We start from the raw sequence: 21,074 nt of genomic DNA on the forward strand, positions 1-21,074 counted from the left end.
GCCTAGATGTATTTACTTCCTTCGCGTATGCTTAATTTTGCTAAATCATTTTCCTGGATAAACATTCTTACAGATATAGGGTTGGTTTTGGAATATTCTCGTAAAGCCCAGCCAATTGCCTTCTGTATAAAAAACTCTGTACTTGAAGCATTCATTTTTATGTACGTATATAGCAATTCTTCATTTGTCCTATCCTTATACTTCAGCTGAAATAAGATAGCAGTTCTTCTAAGCCACATATTTTCATGATGAGCCCATTCTGTTATTCTTTCTGGGATCACCTCTGGAGATTCCAGTGCTATTTTGCCAATTGGCTTTTGTGCCAACATATCTACTGTATCCCACCAGGATTTTGTTGTAAGCAGCTTCTCCAATAATTCAAGATGCTCTTTTCCCAGCTTAGGAAGCATCGTTTCGATATAATCCAATGCAATATTCTGATACTCTCTTTCCTTCTGTTCCCATAAAGCTTGTACAAATTTTACATTAAACGGTTCTTTCGTTATACCGGTTTGTTTAAAAAATCGATTGGATATATTTCTTCTTTCCGGGGTTTTAATACCGAGGAAAGGAAAACGATTCTTCATGTACTTTTCCATTTGATAAGCGTTCTCATGATTACGATTTCGTTCAAGTTCAGTGATTAACCGCTCTAGCAATCTTAATCTCCCCCTCATTAAAATAGTAAGGTCTAATAAGACGTAAGCCTACATTAGACCTTACCCAAACTAAGATCCGGTAAACAGTTGTACCCAAGCACCTTGGTAATACCCCACACCAATGGAATCAAAATTCGGATTTAAGATGTTATCTCGGTGTCCTGGCGAATTCATCCATGCATTCATTACTGCTTGTGGGGAATCTTGGCCTTTCGCAATATTTTCACCTGCAGTTCGATACATAACACCAAATGTTTTCAACATATCAAATGGCGAGCCATAATTTGGGCTTGTGTGGGAGATATAGTTGGAATTAATCATATCTTCAGCTTTTTTTCTGACACAGCTTTAATATCTGCACGGTGTTTCAACGGAGATAATCCAGCTTTAGCTCTTTCCTGATTTACTAGTTGGACCACCTGCTCCTCAAAAGTAGCAGGACTTGGTGCAGTAGCCCTTAGTCGAATGACAGATCCAATTTGCATGTTGGTTGGTACGACATCTGGATTTAACCGCATTAGTTCTCTATAATCCAACCCATACCTTTTGGCTATAAACCAAAAGGTATCTCCCTTAGAGACTTTCTAAAAATCAAATGGAGCCTCTTTAAACATTTTAACCTCAGCACTGACTCCTATAGGAAATGTAATCAAAATCGCAAGAACCAAGGGAATGGTTCGCTTTAACATAATAAAGTCACCTCAAGTACGTAATTTAACAATCCCCTGCTTCTATTTTCCTCTACACCTGCTTCTTAATGCCTGGTTATTCTTGGTACATTCTATCTTAGAAAAACATGGTTAAACCAATCAGGATTATCATTATATCCGCACAAATATGAATCATCCATGAAGCCCAAATCGTTTGATTTCGTTCATTCACCTTATGAAATATAAATCCAATCGTCCATAGTCCTATAAAACAAAGTGCTATAATCAGCGGACTAAACCATAGCATAATCATCGGAATATGATAACTAGCAAAAAGTAACGGACTATAGATGTAGCCAACTTTTTTCGGTAAATTAAAAAAGATAAATCCTCTAAAAAAATATTCCTCTAAAAATGAATTTGCGAAAGTAATATAAATACCAACTATAATATAAGTCGTTGTTGTAATTCCTAATCTCTCTGTTAAATCATTTTTAATGGTATGAAGATCAATAAGTGGTGAAAATAAAAGATAAGCAAGTAATACAATTCCAGCAGAGGAAAAGCCAAGAATTACAATTCGCTTCCATTCTCTGACTGATATCTTTTCCATGCGCACTGGATTTTTAAACTGATAATTCTTAAACAGCCAAGCAAAAGACCCTACTGTTAGAAAAAATAACAGTATTTTTAATCCCGATTTAATTAGATAATTCATCTCGAATCCATGCTCAATGAATGCAAGCAGGATACATGTAAATAAAGTACTGCCAATTAAGTAGTAATGTTTTTTCTCCATAAGTTCCCCTAATTTTATAAATTTTGCACGTTTCTTCTCGATTATGACATATTAAGGAAGAAATGGTCAAAGTAAAAAAACAGGATAATTATGTTAAAAAATAATGAATTAAAAAAGATTTTCGGGGTAACATACATTTTGTAAGGTGAAATAACAATGATTATTTCACAAAAACATGATAGGAGGGTCAGAAAAAATGGCGAAAAACAATAAGAATCGCAATAACAACAACAATAACAACAATGATAATGTTGAATTTGCGAATGAGTTTCTAAATGATAATTTAGATAACAACAACAATAACAATCGCAATAACAACAACCGCAACAATAACAACAACAATAATAACAATAACAACAATCGTTAGTAGTCTTCAAGGCAAAAACCTGTATTTTTCAATACAGGTTTTGGTTTCGACTTTATGATAAGAGCTTTATTACACTTTTTACTTGAAGCTCTTCTAATCTTTTCACAACGTTCTCCCGATTATAATTCCAGGTAGCTTGTTCTAAAGGAACCGTAACTGGTACGTCACAACGAATTTCAGCCAGACTTCTGGATAAATGAAGCATATCTAAATTAGATCGTATCTTGGTTTGTACTCCCTTTGGAAGCTGGTCAATATTCTCGAGCAATTGATCAATAGACTCATTTTCTTGAAGAAGCTTTAAGGCAGTCTTTTCACCAATACCTTTTACTCCAGGATAATTATCAGATGTGTCCCCCATCAATCCTTTTAAATCAATAATTTGACGTGGTGCAAGACCCTTCTTCTCCAAGAAATTCTCCTCATTAAATACTTCATAATTTCCTTGCCCTTTTCTCATAATCGCAACACTTATGCCAGGCTCTACTAATTGTAAAATATCTTGATCACCAGTTAGAATCAATACTTGATGTTCGTTAGAAAACTGCTTCGCAAGTGTGCCGATACAATCATCTGCCTCAAAATTTTCAATCCCAATATTTGGCATATCAAATGCAGCAACAACTTCCTTCACTAAATCAAATTGTGGAATAAGCTCTTCTGGTGGTTCAGAGCGATTCCCTTTATAATCCTCATACATCGAAGTTCGGAAGGTCTTACTACCCATATCCCAACAGCAAATAACATGTGTCGGTTGAAACGTATTGACGGCATCTAATAAATATCTAACAAATTGATAGACACCATTGGTAGGAACCCCGTTTTCATTTTTCATAAAGTTTCCTCGAATAGATGTTGCAAAAAAACCTCTAAATAGCAAGGCCATTCCATCTACTAATAATATATTTTGCTGCATGGTTTACACGTCCTTTAATTTATACTTTCTAGTAGTACAGCTAAATGCTCTTCTTTACTGGTTAAAAGATTGATATCAATCACATCATCTAGAATTGCCATGCTACTTTGAACATATTGGTTAATTTCACTATTAATTTCTTCTGTTATCGTAGTAACAATCGTCTGCCATTGCTTCCCATATGCCTCTTTCATGATTTCTTCTGTTTGCATTAAATAGCTTTGAATTTCTGGTTGCAAAATCTCATAGATGGATTCCTTCATTTTTTCTTTTTCATTCTTTTCAAAGAAAGACTTTGTACTTTTGAACAGAGCATAGGATTTTTGAAATGCACTTAAGTTCATGTCTTGAAGCGGCTGAGTGAATTCTGGCGTATCTAAATTAACTGTATCGAAAGCTGGTAAGCCAAAATTCTCATCTAGCTTTGTTAGCGTATGCTTGAAATTGTCAATCAAATCTATTTGCTGTTCCTTCATAAAAGCCTCCATACGAAGTGAAACAGCTCTTGCTTCCTGTAATGTTTCATATCCGGCGTAGTCTAGCAAATCAATCGTGTTTTTTTGTAATTGATGTACTGCCTTACGACCAGATTCTGTCACTGTAGTAGGGTTAAACTTATCCTTAAACATATCATGAAAACGAATTCCAATTCGTTCCATAACATAATGCAGTTGTTTGGCTATTTTTTGATTGATTCTTTCCTGATAGACCATTCCATCAACAGTAAGAACTTCCTTAGAGAGCATTTCCTGTTTATCGAGTAGTTCCTGTTTATATTTTTCCTTTTCTTGTTTGTTTAAATTTGCCTTTTGTTTGAAATGGTGTAGTAGCTGTCTTGTTCTATGCAACTCATGTATGCTAGATTTGATTGCTAAATGAGATAATTCATTCTCAAGGAAATGATAGAAATCCTCTTCGAACATACGGAGTTGCCTATTTATTGGAGCTTTAACTAATTTTTCTTCCAGTGATTTTTTACTAGAGACTGGATATAGTCTTGGATTACGAATACCTAATTTCGTTAACTGCTCCTTCACATAATTGGTGACAAGCTGTAATTCTGTTTGATCAGATGCTAAGTCTGCTGCATTGATGATGAAGAACATTTTGTCTAATTGGAATGACTCTTTAACACGCCCAAGCTGCATGACAAAATCTTTGTCTGCCTTCGTAATAGCATGGTTATAATACGTGACATAGAGAATCGCATCCGCTGTTTTAATATAATCAAAAGCTACATTCGTATGTCTAGCATTCACCGAGTCAGCACCAGGTGTATCTACTAATGTAATACCTTTTTGGGTTATCGAACAATCATAATATAAATCAATTGTCTCTACAAAACATGCTTTCGATTCATCTGTTGCATACGCTGCAAATTCATCTAACTGAATGGTTATAGTCTTGCCAATTATATCTTTATGTGCGTCATATCCTTTAATAAATGCTTGTAAATAGCTCTGATACATCTGACTTAAGTCTTCATGATATTGAATCTGATGTTGTTTAATCCATCCCACATAAGTGCATATATCCGCTGTTGTTGGCGGTGAAAAATGCTTTAGAATATTTGCTAAATCCATAGAAAGGGTATGTTCACTCTTTAATTGAATAACTACCGATCCATGCTGATATTCGTCTGTAACCGGGGTAATCCGATTAATGACCGCAGTAGTAGGATTTGGTGATGAAGGTAATACGCCTTCTCCAATCAATGCATTAGCAAACGAAGATTTACCGGCACTAAACGCGCCAAATAATGCAATCGTCATGTCACGATTTTCCAATCGCTCTTTTCTTATCTTTAATTCTCTTGTAATGGACTCAAATCCGGGTAATTCTTCTACTAATTGAGCCGTTTTATCAATTGCTTGAATTACCTTTTGTACATGTGGAACGTCATCTTCATCTGTTATAACGGAAGGTCTTACTTCCTCTCGTTGCGGTTCTGTATGAGAAGCAAGCGCTGATACAGTTTCTCCTTTTAAAAATACGGTGCTTTCTAATTGTTTATTTAACATAGATTCCGTTTCATTGGAATACTCAGGAGAATGCAACTGATTTTCAATTCGAGTTAATTGTTTATGATATGCTTCCTTCCATGACGCAAGCTCTTCATGAACTTTCATTAGCTCTTTGTGTTCTCGTAATTGTTCTTCATATTGGGCAATGGTCTGATGCCCGTCATTTTCCATCACCGTAATAATTCTACGTAGAAGCTTACGACTAGCATTGCGGTATTTTGTTTTTATTGAATGGCCAAGATCATTTGCGTAATTCAATACATAATCGCCATTGACGGTTGCCCCTTTCTTTACATGGGCATATAAGTCATCGGGACTAATGTTTACTGTCAATTGTTGCAGATCTGTATTTAGATCTTGGTTTACAACCGCATATGTTTTTAGTAGTGCTGTGAATTTTTCACGTAATTTCCATTCAATACTAGCCTTCATGCTTTCTGTTACAGCAGTAAGAAACTCCGTTAACCTTCTCTCTCTTTCTTCCTCTGTCTTTTTCTTGGCACCAAGAAAACCAACCTTAAAGTCCTTTTGTTGGGATTCTAGAAAATGTAATGCTTTGTCACGTACGGTTGCAGGCATGAGATAAGCATTTTTTAATGTTTGATCCAAAGCTTCGATAAAATCCTTTTCTAAATTTATCGGCTTTTGTTTAATCGTTTCAATTGAGCTTTGTAGATTCTCAACTTGATAGATAAAATCCTTATCTGTCCCACCCTTACTAGAAAGCTCGGCAACAGACTCCTCTAATTTCTCTTTTAAAAACTGCTTATGTGCTTCAATAATAGTTCGTACGGAAGAATCAATGCGTTGAACGCTTTCCTCTAAAAATAATTCGTTTACTTTTGCTTTAATTTGATCAAATTGATTTATTGCCATCTCTTTCTTGAACAGGGAAGAGAAATATACTTCTTGTGGTGATAAGCCCCATTGGTCAAACGTTTGTTTGACACTATTCTCAAAGGATGCAAAAGTTAGTTCTTGTTCATTATGCTTATCAATCTGATTGATAATAATATAGAAAGGAATATTCATAGCTTGAATAGTCTTCAAGAACATTAAATTCACTTCAGATTGTACGTGATTATAATCCATCACATAAAACAACACGTCAACGAGATGCAAAGAGGATTCCGTAATAATTCGGTCAGTATCATCTGCCGCATCAATTCCTGGCGTATCAATAATGGAACAATTTTCTGGGATGATTGGCTGACTAGAACTAATCTCTATTCTTTCGATGGAATCTTTATCTTTACAATACTCCTTAATCATATCTAAGTCATACGGCTCTTCGTATTCAATCGGTGCTTCTTGATGGAAGAAAACACGTGCTACCCCACTTCCAGAAGAAAGCTTCACTATATTAGCACTAGTCGGAATGGGACTTTTTGGTAATAATTCAGTTCCAATAAGCGCATTAATCATAGAGGATTTACCGGCGGAAAAATGACCAGCAAAACTAATGATAAATTCATTCTTTTGTTTTTTCTTGTAAAGATCGACTATTTTATCGGCATTAACCTGATCACCATGTTCCCTCATCACATGATAGATGCCTAGTAAATTATCATAATTCAATACAGATGTATGTTGTTGAGTAGCCTTCACGAAACTAAACCCCTTTATTTCTTCTTGTATCCTTATTATAGCTTAATCTCGTATCGGATTACTACACCTTTGGAGACCTTTTATCATAACACATATTTATTGTTATGTAGATAGTGACAATGAATCTATATGATTAGGAGAAACAATTAAACGTTATAAAGCAGAACAGAAAACGGGACAAAAGAATTGATCGTAAAGGAAAAACCGAGTGATACACAAAGATCCCGCTCCGGAAATATACTTGAGGTTGCTTCTAGCACAGGGGCGACATCTGCTCGAAAAACCATCGCAGTGTCTTCTTTACACTTTATCACAGTATAAGTCCGACATCTGCTCGAGAGAATCTCGCAGTGTCTTCTTTACCGCCAGGCGGCTGGTGGGCCTCCTCGTGCTACTTCTTTAGGGGTCTCAACCTTGACCTATCCTCCCCCGCTTTCGTCTACGTATATTTCTGGAGCTAGTATCGTGTATCATTCGGTTTTACATTTAGTTCTTTTCGTTATATCTAAGCCTCCACTTACCCCTGAATAAGCTCATTGGTAATATGTCGAAGTAAGTCCCCTCTACTGACTACTCCAACGACTTTCTTTGAGGAATCAATGACTGGGATTTTTTTGAATCGATAATGTGAAAACATACGAAGTGCATCATCTATGTCATGGTTTGGTCTTAGTGTTTTGATATCCCTCGTCTTCATCAAACTGGATACTGGCTTTGTTAACGCGTATTGTAGTTTATCGGTTAGTTTTTCCTGCTCATTTACCATAACAACTGCAAACATATCAAAAATCGTTCTGCTATTCGGCTTCAAATAGCGAATGACATCGCCATCGCTTATAACACCAACTAGAACATTATCCTCATTTACAACCGGTACCCCACCAATTTTATGCGAAACGAATAGTTTTAATAGGGCCTTCAAAGTAGTATCTTCTTTTACACTGATAACGTCCGATATCATGAACTCTTTTATTAACATTTTGTCACCATCTTACGTTAGAATTTAGAATATAGTTCATGCACGATTAGTCCATCTATCCAATATTATTACCTTAAATAACAAGATTAACACGAAATGGGAAACTATTATCAGTTTACATAATAATAATATTGTTAATTAAGGTGATATAGCATTGCCTATTATAGGATATGTCAATACAGTCATTTTGTTAGGCAAACACCTAAAAAAATGACCCAAATAAGCCTAAGCTTATCTGAGTCATCTAACCTATTTATACTGGGTAAACACCGTGTTTTCTTTCTGTAAAAACTACATTTTTTGCTTCGTATATACGGAAGCGTTTCATTAATTCTTCTCTTAAATTATTCGGCTCAATAATCGCATCAATTACCATTTCACTGGCTAGTCGATAAATATCAATATCATCTCGATATTCATCTTGTTTCTGTTTAATGAATGCAGCTCTTTCTTCTTCTGGTAACGCTGCTATTTTATTGGCATATACGGCATTTACAGCAGCCTCTGGACCCATAACTGCAATTTGAGCAGTCGGCAGCGCAATACAGCAATCCGGTTCAAATGCAGGGCCAGCCATCGCATATAAACCTGCACCATAGGCTTTACGCACAATTACCGAAATTTTAGGTACAGTCGCTTCACTCATTGCCGCTAGCATTTTTGCCCCGTGACGGATAATCCCTGCACGTTCCACTTTCGTACCAATCATAAATCCTGGGACATCCATCAGGAATAACAACGGAATATTAAATGCATCACAAAGCTGGATGAACTTGGCTGCTTTATCAGCAGAATCAGGGAACAGTACTCCCCCCTTCATTTTGGGTTGATTCGCAATAATTCCTACCGATTTTCCATTGATTCTGGATAGCCCTGTAATTAATTCTGGTGCAAATTTCTTTTTAATTTCACAGAAGCTATCTTCATCAATAATTCGATTAATAAGATCATGCATGTTAAATGGTGCATTTTGATTCTCGGGAATAATCTCTTCAATTTTTTTTTCAAATTGTTTGGTAGCAATCGGTTCATATGCTTCTGGTTTATATCTAAAATTCTTAGGGAAGTATGTCAAATACTTTCGTACATACGTTATAGCATCTGGTTCTGTTTTTACTAGGACATCACCAACTCCAGATACGGAACAATGCATCTTTGCTCCGCCCATTTCTTCTAAAGTTACCTTCTCACCAATAACCTTTTCTGCCATTCTTGGTGAGCCTAGATACATAGAAGCATTACCGTCCACCATGACAACGATGTCACAGAATGCAGGGATATAGGCGCCTCCTGCTGCAGATGGACCGAATAATAAACAAACCTGTGGAACACGACCAGATAACTTTATCTGGTTATGAAATATTCTTCCCGCCCCTCTTCGACCAGGAAACATTTCGATTTGATCCGTTATTCTTGCACCTGCAGAATCCACCAAATAAATAATTGGTAATTCCAGCGTTAATGCTGTCTCTTGAATGCGTAGTATTTTCTCTACGGTGCGCTTACCCCAGGAACCGGCTTTCACTGTTGAATCATTTGCCATAACGCACACATCTTGCCCATTAATCTTCCCTATTCCGGTGACAACACCGTCTGATGGTAAACCATCATCCATACAATTAGCAAAAAATGCATCTTCTATATCTATTCCCTCATCTAATAGTAATTCCAAGCGATTACGAACAAATAACTTTCCTTTTTCTTCGTTTTGCTTGTGGTATTTTTCATTTCCACCTTTTTCAATCTGTTGAACTCTGTTACGTAGCTCTTCCAAATATGACATGTTCAGGCCTCCCATTGGTTAGTTTCCTTGGTATACTGGAGATCGTTTTTCTCGGAAAGCTTCCAAACCTTCCAGTCTATCGTTAGTTGGAATCGTTTCTTTATAGCATAGGTGTTCTATCTCTAATGCGGTAGCAAGATTCACCTGACTTCCTTGATTGATAGCTATTTTTGCTTGTCGCAATGCTATTGGCCCATTTTTAGCAATATCTAGTGCCATTTGTATTGCTGCATCATGAAGTTCCTCATTCGAAACTACCTGTTCTACCAGACCAATGGAAAATGCCTCTTGGGCAGTGATTGGTTTCGCTGTATAAATTAATTGCTTTGCCCGACCAATGCCTATTAATCTAGGAAGTCGCTGTGTACCACCTGCTCCTGGTATGATGGCTAGGGATGTTTCTGTTAATCCTAACTTCACATAATCCGCTGCAATCCGAATATCACAGCAAAGGGCAAGCTCTAACCCACCACCAAATGCGATACCGTTTAACGCAGCGATTACGGGAACCTTCATGGCTTCTACTTCTGAAACCGTCTTCCCAATATATCGAACCGCCGCAATTACTTGATCATCCGTCATGCCCCGACGCTCCTTCAAATCCGCTCCTGCACAAAAGGCTTTTACACCGGAACCAGTCAATACGGCACAGTAAATGTTAGGGTCATGATTTACCTTTTGTATAACTTGATTTAATTCATCTAGTAAAGCTTTAGACATAGCATTTGCTGCCTGGGGCCGATTTAATGTGATGACCGCCACGTGACTGTTTACGATTTCTAATTCTACTAGTGTCATAGAATCCTCCCAAATACTATTCTTTTAGTCTATTTTGATAATAGCTAACGTATCCCCTTCATTAACAAAATCGCCTTCCGCTACCTTAATTTCCGTGATGGTACCAGCCTCTTCAGCAGCTATAGGGATTTCCATTTTCATCGATTCTAAAATGACAATATCCTGATCCTCTTCTACTGTATCGCCCACAGATACTAAAACCTTCCATACATTACCTGCCATCATTGCTTTTATTTCTTCCATGTTTCTTCCTCCTTGTATAATGAACTAGTTTCGTTTAACTGGACTGAAATACGTTTCTATAAATTTTGTTGTCGTCTTACCAGATTGAAAGGCATCATGTCGTGCAATATCTAATAGTATTGGGACATTCGTCTTAATGCCTTCTATCGTTGTTTTTGCTAATGTATCAATCAATAATTCTATTGCTTCCTTTCGATTTGCCCCTTTGACAATCAACTTACTAATCATAGGGTCATAAAAAGGGGTGACCTGATAATTACTTGTCGCAGCACTCTCTATACGAATATTTTCCCCCATCGGGATATCAAAGGTTGAAATATAACCAGGTGATGGGAAAAATGTCTTTGGGTCCTCGGCATAAATTCTTGCTTCAATTGCATGCCCATTTATTTCTAAATCGTCTTGTGAGATGGAGAGCTTTTGACCGTTAGCAATATGAATCTGTTGCTCTACGATATCGATTCCAGTGATTTCTTCAGTGACCGGGTGCTCCACTTGAATTCTCGTGTTCATCTCTAGAAAATAAAAATGTTCCTTCTCATCCACTAAAAATTCAATGGTACCTGCATTGGTATATCCAATGGCTTTAGCAGCCTCAATCGCAGCATTTCCCATTTTCCTTCTTGTAGTTTCGGAAAGAAAAGGAGATGGGGCCTCTTCTATTACCTTTTGATTACGGCGTTGTATCGAACATTCTCGCTCAAATAGATGAATAACATTGTCAAACTTATCAGCAAGTACTTGTATTTCAATATGTCTAGCATCATCAATCTTCTTTTCCAGGAACATGGCCCCATCGCCAAAGAAGCTTTTTGCACGTTTAGCATTATTATCAAATGCTTTACGTAGCTCCTCATCACTGTTTACAACTTGCATCCCAATGCCCCCGCCACCTGCTGATGCCTTTAACATAATGGGATAACCAATTTGCTTTGCCAATTCTACTGCTTCCTCAGGAGATTCTATTGCTTCCTCTGTTCCAGGGACGATAGGAACATTAGCCTGCTTCATTACCTTCCTTGCTTCAATCTTACTGCCCATCATATCCATGACCTTGCTTGAAGGACCGATAAATGTAATCCCGGCTTCCTCACATTTCTCTGCGAATCTACCATTTTCACTTAAAAAACCATAGCCTGGATGGATGGCATCTGCCCCAGATTGCGTTGCGATAGAAAGGATTTTATCCACATGTAAATAACTTTCATTGACTCGTGATGGGCCAATTAAATAGCTCTCATCTGCCATCTTTACAAACGGCGCATGTTCATCTGCCTCCGAATAAACTGCAACGGTCTCAATCCCCATCTTTTTACAGGTGCGAATAACTCTAGCCGCAATTTCACCACGATTAGCAATTAATACTTTAGAAATCATCTTTTCACTCCTATCCACATCGTATTTCTCCTTAGCTAGCATCCTAGTTGTCTAGCAATAACAAGTCTTTGAACCTCCGATGTACCTTCGCCAATTTCTAGCAGCTTAGCATCACGCAAGTATCGTTCTACCTCATATTCACGCATGTAACCATATCCGCCGTGGATTTGAATTGCTTGGTTCGCAGCACGGAAGGCGGTTTCTGTTGCGAATAACTTTGCATAGGCAGATTCTTTCGTAAATGGTTGATTATTATCTTTTAACCATGCGGCTTTGTAGACCATGTTTCTAGCCAGTTCTACTTCCATTGCGATATCGGCAAGTTTAAATTGGATAGCTTGAAAGTTCGAGATAGATTTTCCAAATTGTTTACGTTCTTTTGCATATTGTAATGCTTTTTCGAGTGAGGCTTGTGCTATTCCCAACCCTAATGCGGCAATGGAAATTCTTCCACCATCTAGCGTATATAAAAATTGGCTAAACCCTTTTTGTGGATCACCTAATAGGTTGGCTCTTGGAACTCGAACATTATCTAACACAATTTCTGCCGTATCTGATCCACGAACGCCCATCTTATCGTAATTACTAGTTATTTTTACCCCTTCTGTATCGGTAGGGACGATAATAGCGGAGATAATATTTTTACCTTTTTCGTTTTTTCCTGTAACTGCTGTTACAATTAAAGTCTTGGCATAACTTGCATTCGTAATGAAGCACTTTTCACCATTAATTATAAAATCATCACCATCAACTACTGCAGTTGTCTTCGTTCCACCAGCATCTGAACCAGCATTGGGTTCCGTTAATCCAAATGATCCTAAAGCCTTTCCTTCTGCTAATGGCTTTAAATACTCCTGTTTCTGTTCCTCCGTACCAAAGTAATAGATTGGACTAGCACCTAAAGAGACTGCTGCAGCATAACTTAAACCAGTACTTCCACAGACACGACCAATTTCTTCTACAGCAATTGCGTAGGATAAGGTATCCCCACCAGAACCACCGTACTCTTCTGGAAACGGAATTCCAAGTAAACCAAGCTCGCCCATCTGTTCAAAAATATCTACTGGGAATTTAGCTTCTGTATCAATTTCTATTGTTCTCGGTTTAATCACTTCCTCGGCAAAATCACGTACCATTTTCCGAATCATCGATTGTTCTTTTGTTAAAGTAAAATCCATAAGTTTCCCTCCTGTTATCGTATAAGACCGACTGGTTGGTCGGTATTCAACTGAAAAATATAGCTTTCTCTCAAGCTATGCTGGAAGTAGCCAAATTAGTTAACCGCTTACATTTTGTTGGTTTATAATCGATCGCATAATTAATTCCACATAGATATCGCCAATCTCGTCAATTGATTTTTCACCAGACTGCTTATACCATTTATAGGTCCAGTTAACCATGCCAAGAATGGCCATACCTGTAATTTCTTCTGATAAGTCTTTTCGAAATTCGCTAGCTTCTTTTCCTTCTCGAATCGTATCAATGATAATGTTCTTAAATTGATCCCGCTTCTTCTTGATCAATTCCTCATAATTCGCTTTTAAGTATACATTTTCTTGATAAAACACTGATATATGCGGCTTATACAAGTCAAAGACTTGAACAAAGCTTTTAATAATTTGTTGCAGTTTCTTCGTTGGAGAGTCGTAGGTGTTCTTGGCTATGTATGCTTTTTCGAGCACATAAGTGATAAAAGTATCGTGGATAACAAATAACAATTCATCCTTCGATGAAAAGTGATGATAGAATCCCCCTTTGGAGGTCCCAATACTATCAACAATTTCATTAACTGTCACACCATGAAAGCCCTTTTTCTCAAATAAATGTAACGCTGCATCGACAATTTTATCTCTTAAATTCGTTACAAGCCCTCCTCTCTCTTTTCCATTTTAGCTTATCATAATTTTCGAAATATAGAAAGTTAAAAATAATCAACGTAATTCAATCGTTCCGTAGTGAAACAAGGATGTCTTTCTTTTAAACTGGGTAAAACCTAACTCTTGAAACCTTTTGCTTTTCCAATGATCTTTTAATACCACTCTCTCTTTTGCTACTCTTTTTGCTTCTTCTATAATCTCGGCTGTTATGTCTGATGTAATAGCTTGTTTTCTTATGGCATTGATGCCGTTCGATTCTTCAATTCCTTCTTGGAACATTGGATCAAAATATACAATATCAAACGAATTCGCTTCTGCATGTTGAAGGTAATATAAATGATCCTCATGGACTACGTGGATACGTTTCATTGCTTCGTCTATATCTAAATGACCAGTTATATGTGAAGCTAGGCCCTCTTTTACTAGTAAATAGAGTAGTTCGTTTCCTTCAATACCTGTGACCCTACCTGTAGGTCCAACTACGAGACTTGCCATAATACTGTCTGATGCTAGTCCAAGTGTACAGTCAAGAAAGGACATCCCTTTTTTTAATTTTGCTGTTTCGATTAGTGGCTCGGTTTCCCCTTTTAGAACCCGTTTTGCTCGGATCATTGCTAAATTCGGATGAAATAACATTCGTGTATCACTGTTTTTTGGTGCAATAACTAATTGCTCCTTTCCTACAATAAGCACGTCATCTTGATAGTTCATCTTCATTTTTTCAATCGATACACCTTGTCTTTCCTTAAATGGTATATGATAAGTTTGTGCTAGCTTCATTGCTTTTCGAATTAATGGGCTTGTTGCTTTTCCTGCAGTCGTGATAATCATAGCTTCTCCTTGTAAAGTTGTCTGTCTTCTTTATTTCCATCTTACCTTAATTCCGCTCTTAACTGAATACATTAGTAGAGCTTTCTTAAGGATTTACACTGATATACTCAAGATAAAAAGACAGACTGCGAATATACAGTCTGCCTCCATTTTATTAATCCATTGTCGGATCAAATGGTTTTTCGTAATTGGCTTCTCTCCATGCTTTCAGAACTTCACCTTGATTATCAGAATCAATGACAAAGGAGCCATTACTATATCGATCACTATTTGGTAACTCTAATGGGAAAATTTGATGTGTTTCCCCTTTTGATGTAGTAAAGGAAATCGTATCTTGCTCATAGGTTGCAAAGAATCCTACAATTCGATGTGGTTTATTCTTAAGCTCTCTCAACATGAGTAGACCACGTTTAGCTCTACTTGATTTTTCGAATTCCCGAAGCTTCATTCGTTTGCATGCGCCTCGCTGTGTAATAACGACAAGTGATGGTTCTGATAAGTCATCAAAGACTTGCCCACCAACTACAGATTCTCCGTCTTTTAGCTGAATCGCTTTAACACCTGCTGCACGCTGGCCTACAACTGGAACTTCTGATTCATGATACCAAAGTCCATAGCCTTTGTCAGACGTAATAAATACGTCAGAGTAACCTTTCGTTCGGCACACACTTACCACTTCATCATCTTTTTTCAAATTAAGTGCAACTAACGCTTTTGAATAACGCTGTGCTTCATATATTTTTAATTCACTTCGCTTAATCATACCATTTTTCGTGAAGAATATGAGATATTCTTCCTCTTTAAATTCTCTAATAGGTAACGCATGGACAATATATTCATCTTTATCTATTGGAACAATATTCGAGACGTGCTGACCGATATCCTTCCAACGAATATCTGGTAGCTCATGTACTGGAATATAAAGATACTTTCCTTTGTTCGTGAATAATAGAAGCTTATCGGTTGTATTTGCTTCGATCAATCCTACTAAATGGTCGTCTTCCTTGATAGCGAAATCTTCTCCATTAGATGCGGCATAGGAACGAATGCTTGTACGCTTAATATAGCCTTCTTCTGTAACCGAAATAAGGACATCCTCACTTGCTACCGTCACTTCAATGTCGATCTTTAATTCTTCAATTTTCTCTTCGATGACTGTTCTACGACGATCGGAGAATTGCTTTTTCATTTGTTTCAAGTCCATCTTAATCGTTTCTAATAATTTCGCTTCACTTGATAAAATAGACTCGTATTCAGCAATTTTCTGTTTTAGTACCTCTGACTCTTCCTGTAGCTGTGTTACATCCGTATTGGTTAAACGGTAAAGCTGTAACATTACAATTGCTTCGGCTTGTTTTTCTGTAAAGCCATATAAATCCATGATTCTTTTCTTCGCATCCTGCTTATCTTTTGATGCACGAATCGTTGCAACTAGTTCATCTAAGATGGAAATTGCTTTGATTAAACCATCCACAATATGAGAACGATCCTTCGCATGCTTCAAATCGAATTTAGTTGATCTTGTAACAACTTCCTTCTGATGGGTAATATAAGCATCTAGCATATCGGTTAAAGATAATAGCTTCGGTGTTCTGTCTAAAATGGCTACCATATTAAAATGGTATGTAACCTGTAAATCGGTATTTTTATAGAGGAAATTCAAGACCCCTTCACTATTCACATCTTTTTTCAACTCAATCACAATACGTAGACCAGTACGGTCTGTTTCATCTCGAACTTCTGCAATTCCTTCTACTTTTCGATCATAACGTAGCTCATCTATTTTCTTAACTAGATTTGCTTTATTAACCTCGAATGGAATTTCATCAATTACAATTTGCTCGCGATTTCCACGAATCGGTTCAACAGATGCTTTTCCTCGGACAACTATTTTCCCTTTACCTGTTTCATACGCTTTCTTAATTTCATCGACACCTTGTATGATTCCGCCAGTTGGAAAATCCGGGCCTTTAATAATCTTCATTAACTCATCAATCGTAGCATTTGGCTTATCGATACGCTTGATAACTCCATCGATTACTTCTCCAAGGTTATGTGGTGGAATATCTGTTGCATAACCAGCTGAGATACCGGTTGAACCATTTACTAAAAGGTTAGGAAACTTTGCTGGTAATACAACAGGTTCATGATCGGTATCATCAAAGTTAGGCATAAGGTCTACAGTTTCCTTGTTCATATCACGAAGAAGTTCAGAAGCAATACTAGAAAGTCTTGCCTCTGTATAACGCATAGCAGCAGGTGGGTCACCATCCATACTACCGTTATTTCCATGCATTTCAATTAGTACATTCCGCATTTTCCAATCTTGACTTAAACGCACCATTGCATCATAAACCGAGGAATCACCATGTGGATGGTAATTCCCAATTACAGTCCCAACTGTCTTAGCGGACTTACGAAAATGTTTATCATGGGTATTTTTCTCACGAAACATGGCATACAGAATTCTTCGTTGAACAGGCTTTAACCCGTCTCTTGCATCTGGTATGGCACGGTCTTGAATAATATATTTACTATATCTACCAAAACGATCACCGATTACTTCTTCTAATGGAAGATCGAGAAATTTTTCTGACTGTGACAAGTCATTTCCCCCTTCTTGTTACATTTGGTCTTTATTATTCTTGGTGAATTTTATCATTTTCTAAAATATTTGGATCATCATCTAAACCGAATTCCACATTGGATTCAATCCATTTTCTTCTTGGTTCAACTTTATCACCCATTAATGTCGTCACACGACGCTCTGCTCGGGCAATATCCTCAATGGTTACACGGATTAATGTCCGTGTATCTGGATTCATAGTTGTTTCCCATAATTGGTCGGCATTCATTTCTCCAAGCCCTTTATAGCGTTGAATAATATAGCCATTTTTAAACTTATTGATTGCCTCTCGCATCTCATCATCGTCCCATGCGTAGATGATCTGCTCTTTCTTACCAGATCCTTTCGATACTTTATATAAAGGTGGTAAAGCAATATATATTTTACCTGCTTCAATTAATGGTCTCATATAGCGGTAAAAGAAAGTCAATAACAATACTTGAATATGGGCACCGTCCGTATCTGCATCTGTCATGATAATGATTTTATCGTAATTGGTATCTTCCAGATTAAATTCAGGCCCAATTCCAGCTCCAATAGTATGAATAATAGTTGAAATTTCCTCGTTTTTAAATACGTCCTGGAGCTTCGCCTTTTCTGTATTGATTACTTTACCTCGTAGTGGAAGAACCGCTTGGAACTTACGATCTCTTCCTTGCTTTGCTGAGCCACCCGCAGAATCACCCTCTACTAAGTATAATTCATTTTTATCCGGGTTCCTCGATTGAGCAGGAGTAAGTTTCCCACTTAAGATGGTTTCCTTACGGCGTTTTTTCTTACCAGATCTTGCATCATCACGGGCCTTCCTAGCCGCTTCCCGTGCTTCTTTTGCTTTTATAGCCTTTTTCACTAATAGTCCTGAAACATCTTGATTTTCCTCTAAAAAGAAATTCAGCTTTTCAGATACGACTGCATCAACTGCTGAGCGAGCTTCTGAAGTACCGAGCTTACCCTTCGTTTGGCCTTCGAATTGTAATTTTTCTTCGGGAATTCTAACTGATACGAGTGCCGTTAATCCTTCCCGAATATCCGTTCCTTCTAGATTCTTATCTTTTTCTTTTAAGGCACTGGTTCTTCTTGCATAGTCATTGAAACTTCTCGTAATAGCGGCCTTTGCTCCCGATTCATGGGTACCACCATCTTTTGTTCGAACATGGTTAACGAAGGATAACATATTTTCTGAAAAACCGTCATTAAATTGAAAAGCAAACTCTACTTCAATTTCTTGTTGCTCTCCTTCAAAAAATACTACTTCATGTAGTGGATCCTTATCTTCATTTAAATATTTTACGAAAGACTTTAATCCATCGGGATATTCATATACGTCATTTTCTTCTGTCCGTTCATCCGATACCTCAATACGTAAGCCCTTTAATAAAAATGCAGCTTCACGTAATCGTTCAGAAATGGTGTCATAGCTGAAAACGGTAGTAGAGAAAATGGATGCATCTGGCTTAAAGTGTATAGTGGAACCAGTTTTTTTTGTCTTTCCAATCTTCTTGCTAGTTCCAACGGGAGTTCCACCATTTTCAAAGCGCTGAAAATAGACTTCTCCATCCCGGTGAGAAGTTACTTCTAACCATTCTGACAAGGCATTTACTACAGAAGCTCCAACTCCATGCAATCCACCACTTGTCTTGTATCCACCTTGGCCAAACTTTCCGCCAGCGTGTAATACGGTAAATATAACCTCCATAGTCGATTTACCAGTACTATGCTTACCAGTAGGGATTCCCCTACCGCTATCCTCTACTGAAATACTATTATCTTTATGTATGGTTACTTTAATATTATTTCCATATCCTGCTAATGCTTCATCAACTGCGTTATCAACAATTTCAAATACTAGATGATGTAATCCTCGATGGTCGGTGCTACCAATATACATCCCTGGTCGTTTCCGAACTGCTTCAAGACCTTCCAGTACTTGAATGGAATCATCAGAATAATGTAAAGGTTTCTTGTCCAATTCCGTTAGCTCCCTTCACCAATAGTTCATTGTCATATTTTATATAGTAGAACAGGTGTTTGTTTTTGTAAAGGTCAATTACCAACACAATATTAATAAGTATACTACAACATATTTTAAAATGTATAGAAGTTCTATAATGATAGCTATTTTATCATGTTTTTTCACTATATCTTATCCACTAAATAGCATAGTCAAGGTCATTCTTGTCTATAAGTGCATTTGATCTGGTATTAGCGGTCAGCATAAAAAAACCGAACTATTGGCAATCCTTATAGAAGAATTGCCAATAGTTCGGATTAAGCTATGTTAACTTCTTGATGCTCCGTATCTTTACTTTTTAACTAATACAGCATGTGCAACTTTTATACATAGATCCATGATTACAGTAAACCCTTTTTCGGTTAAATAATCATATGCTTCTTCATTGGTAATTCCTTGCTGAGCCCAGAAAACCTTACAATCCGTTTCTTGAGCTTCCTTCGCTATTTCAGGCAAAAATTCTGGTCTTCTAAATATATTAATAATATCAATTGGTTCCTTTATATCTAATAAGGAATCATAGGATTTTTCCCCTAATACTTCGTCAACTGTAGGGTTAACAGGAATAATGCGGTACCCTACTTCTTGCATTATTTTTGCAATCTGATAGGATGTTCTTTCGGGATTATCAGATAATCCAACTACCGCAATCGTTTTAGCTGATTCTAATATTTCGCGTATAACATCATTACTAGGATTCTGCATATTTGGTAACTCCTTTCATTTCGATTATACTTATTATTAGTTTATCATGTAAGTAAAAACATCTTTTGTGTTAAGATTTTATTTATCTTTCATAATTTAGTACCTAATATTAATAGTTCATGATAAACTATATATATAATTTTAAAGAAGAAAGTAGGAAGTTAAATGGAATATGTTCTATTTGCAATAATTGCGTATCTTTTAGGTTCCATTCCATCAGCACTTATTGTAGGTAAACTTGGCTATAAAATTGACATTCGCGAACATGGTAGTGGAAACCTTGGCGGAACGAATACATTTCGTGTACTAGGAGTAAAAGCTGGGATTATTGTTACAGCAGCAGACATTTTAAAAGGTACTCTAGCTACTCTCATTCCTTTATTTTTTGATGCGGATGTATATAGGCTAGCGATTGGGATCTTTGCTGTAATAGGTCACACTTACCCGCTTTTTGCTCGTTTTAAAGGTGGTAAAGCTGTCGCAACATCAGGTGGGATTATATTAGGTGTCAATCCAATTCTATTTGGTGTGATGGTGTTGACATTTCTAGTGACATTAAAAATCTCAAAATATGTTTCACTTTCTTCTATGATTACTGGTCTAGTATCCTTTATTGTTTCTATTTTCTTTGGGGATATTGGTCTAATGATTGTAATTGCTGTATTGACTCTATTTGTTATTTATCGACATTTAGCAAATATAAAACGAATTATAAATAAAACCGAGCCTAAAATTAAGTGGATGTAAAAGCGGTATAATTGAAATCGAATGAATACTTGTCTTATACTTTGGACAGAGACAAGTCTTGCACTAGAAAGGGA

General features: G+C 37.0%; 19 protein-coding genes. 2 read left to right on the top strand and 17 right to left on the bottom strand.

The genetic code is table 11. The features are described 5' to 3' along the window. Positions 1-2 precede the first annotated feature (2 nt). The 4 genes from MKY78_RS19725 to MKY78_RS19740 all read right to left on the bottom strand — a co-directional run bounded on the left by MKY78_RS19725 (position 3) and on the right by MKY78_RS19740 (position 2,108). A complete protein-coding gene (locus tag MKY78_RS19725) occupies positions 3-677 on the bottom strand; it encodes a DNA alkylation repair protein (protein ID WP_339215109.1) in 675 nt (224 codons plus the stop codon). A gap of 51 nt (positions 678-728) precedes the next feature. Further along, positions 729-980 (bottom strand): CAP domain-containing protein, encoded by a 252-nt coding sequence (locus tag MKY78_RS19730; RefSeq protein WP_339215110.1) that lies wholly within the window; start codon positions 978-980, stop codon positions 729-731. Then, complete coding sequence (locus tag MKY78_RS19735) at positions 977-1,195, bottom strand: hypothetical protein (protein ID WP_339215112.1); 219 nt, start codon at positions 1,193-1,195, stop codon at positions 977-979. Before MKY78_RS19735 ends, MKY78_RS19730 begins: the two co-directional genes overlap by 4 nt. Before the next feature lie 250 nt (positions 1,196-1,445). Continuing rightward, the gene (locus MKY78_RS19740) at positions 1,446-2,108 is read right to left on the bottom strand and encodes a CPBP family intramembrane glutamic endopeptidase (protein WP_339215114.1); all 663 of its coding nucleotides are present in this window, start codon (positions 2,106-2,108) and stop codon (positions 1,446-1,448) included. A gap of 196 nt (positions 2,109-2,304) precedes the next feature. On the opposite strand from MKY78_RS19740, the gene MKY78_RS19745 reads away from it, so the two are divergent. Beyond that, positions 2,305-2,475: a hypothetical protein gene (locus MKY78_RS19745; RefSeq protein ID WP_339215116.1), complete on the top strand. Its 171-nt coding sequence runs from the start codon at positions 2,305-2,307 to the stop codon at positions 2,473-2,475. A 52-nt stretch (positions 2,476-2,527) separates the two neighbouring features. Here MKY78_RS19745 and MKY78_RS19750 read toward each other — a convergent pair whose 3' ends face one another. The 13 genes from MKY78_RS19750 to MKY78_RS19810 form a co-directional block, all read right to left on the bottom strand. Continuing rightward, positions 2,528-3,391 carry a 5'-3' exonuclease gene (locus MKY78_RS19750; RefSeq protein WP_339215117.1) on the bottom strand — a complete coding sequence of 288 codons (864 nt, stop codon included), beginning with the start codon at positions 3,389-3,391 and terminating at the stop codon, positions 2,528-2,530. Between the two features lie 14 nt (positions 3,392-3,405). Continuing rightward, a complete protein-coding gene (locus MKY78_RS19755) occupies positions 3,406-7,023 on the bottom strand; it encodes a dynamin family protein (protein WP_339215119.1) in 3,618 nt (1,205 codons plus the stop codon). 517 nt (positions 7,024-7,540) lie between these two features. After that, entirely contained in the window at positions 7,541-8,002 is a 462-nt protein-coding gene (locus MKY78_RS19760) for a CBS domain-containing protein (RefSeq protein ID WP_339215120.1), read from the bottom strand. Between the two features lie 253 nt (positions 8,003-8,255). After that, positions 8,256-9,785 carry an acyl-CoA carboxylase subunit beta gene (locus MKY78_RS19765; RefSeq protein WP_339215121.1) on the bottom strand — a complete coding sequence of 510 codons (1,530 nt, stop codon included), beginning with the start codon at positions 9,783-9,785 and terminating at the stop codon, positions 8,256-8,258. 18 nt (positions 9,786-9,803) lie between these two features. Next, positions 9,804-10,583, bottom strand: coding sequence for an enoyl-CoA hydratase (locus MKY78_RS19770; protein ID WP_339215122.1), 780 nt, complete (start codon positions 10,581-10,583; stop codon positions 9,804-9,806). A 24-nt stretch (positions 10,584-10,607) separates the two neighbouring features. Next, the gene (locus tag MKY78_RS19775) at positions 10,608-10,826 is read right to left on the bottom strand and encodes an acetyl-CoA carboxylase biotin carboxyl carrier protein subunit (protein WP_339215123.1); all 219 of its coding nucleotides are present in this window, start codon (positions 10,824-10,826) and stop codon (positions 10,608-10,610) included. A gap of 24 nt (positions 10,827-10,850) precedes the next feature. Next, complete coding sequence (locus tag MKY78_RS19780; protein ID WP_339217980.1) at positions 10,851-12,203, bottom strand: acetyl-CoA carboxylase biotin carboxylase subunit; 1,353 nt, start codon at positions 12,201-12,203, stop codon at positions 10,851-10,853. A gap of 35 nt (positions 12,204-12,238) precedes the next feature. Next, a complete protein-coding gene (locus MKY78_RS19785) occupies positions 12,239-13,381 on the bottom strand; it encodes an acyl-CoA dehydrogenase family protein (protein WP_339215124.1) in 1,143 nt (380 codons plus the stop codon). 99 nt (positions 13,382-13,480) lie between these two features. Further along, the gene (locus MKY78_RS19790; protein ID WP_339217982.1) at positions 13,481-14,047 is read right to left on the bottom strand and encodes a TetR/AcrR family transcriptional regulator; all 567 of its coding nucleotides are present in this window, start codon (positions 14,045-14,047) and stop codon (positions 13,481-13,483) included. Positions 14,048-14,134: 87 nt separating this feature from the next. Beyond that, positions 14,135-14,911, bottom strand: a complete 777-nt coding sequence (locus MKY78_RS19795; protein ID WP_339215126.1) for a class I SAM-dependent methyltransferase — start codon at positions 14,909-14,911, stop codon at positions 14,135-14,137. Positions 14,912-15,065: 154 nt separating this feature from the next. Next, on the bottom strand, positions 15,066-17,516 hold the full coding sequence (parC, locus tag MKY78_RS19800; RefSeq protein ID WP_339215128.1) for a DNA topoisomerase IV subunit A: 2,451 nt from the start codon (positions 17,514-17,516) through the stop codon (positions 15,066-15,068). Positions 17,517-17,550: 34 nt separating this feature from the next. Further along, the gene (parE, locus tag MKY78_RS19805; RefSeq protein ID WP_339215129.1) at positions 17,551-19,506 is read right to left on the bottom strand and encodes a DNA topoisomerase IV subunit B; all 1,956 of its coding nucleotides are present in this window, start codon (positions 19,504-19,506) and stop codon (positions 17,551-17,553) included. Between the two features lie 333 nt (positions 19,507-19,839). Further along, complete coding sequence (locus MKY78_RS19810) at positions 19,840-20,253, bottom strand: CoA-binding protein (RefSeq protein WP_339215130.1); 414 nt, start codon at positions 20,251-20,253, stop codon at positions 19,840-19,842. 165 nt (positions 20,254-20,418) lie between these two features. On the opposite strand from MKY78_RS19810, the gene plsY reads away from it, so the two are divergent. After that, positions 20,419-21,000, top strand: a complete 582-nt coding sequence (gene plsY / locus MKY78_RS19815) for a glycerol-3-phosphate 1-O-acyltransferase PlsY (protein WP_339215132.1) — start codon at positions 20,419-20,421, stop codon at positions 20,998-21,000. The last annotated feature ends 74 nt before the right edge of the window (positions 21,001-21,074 follow it).

The organism is Ornithinibacillus sp. FSL M8-0202 (assembly GCF_037975285.1).
Taxonomy (GTDB): Bacteria; Bacillota; Bacilli; order Bacillales; family Amphibacillaceae; genus Ornithinibacillus; species Ornithinibacillus massiliensis.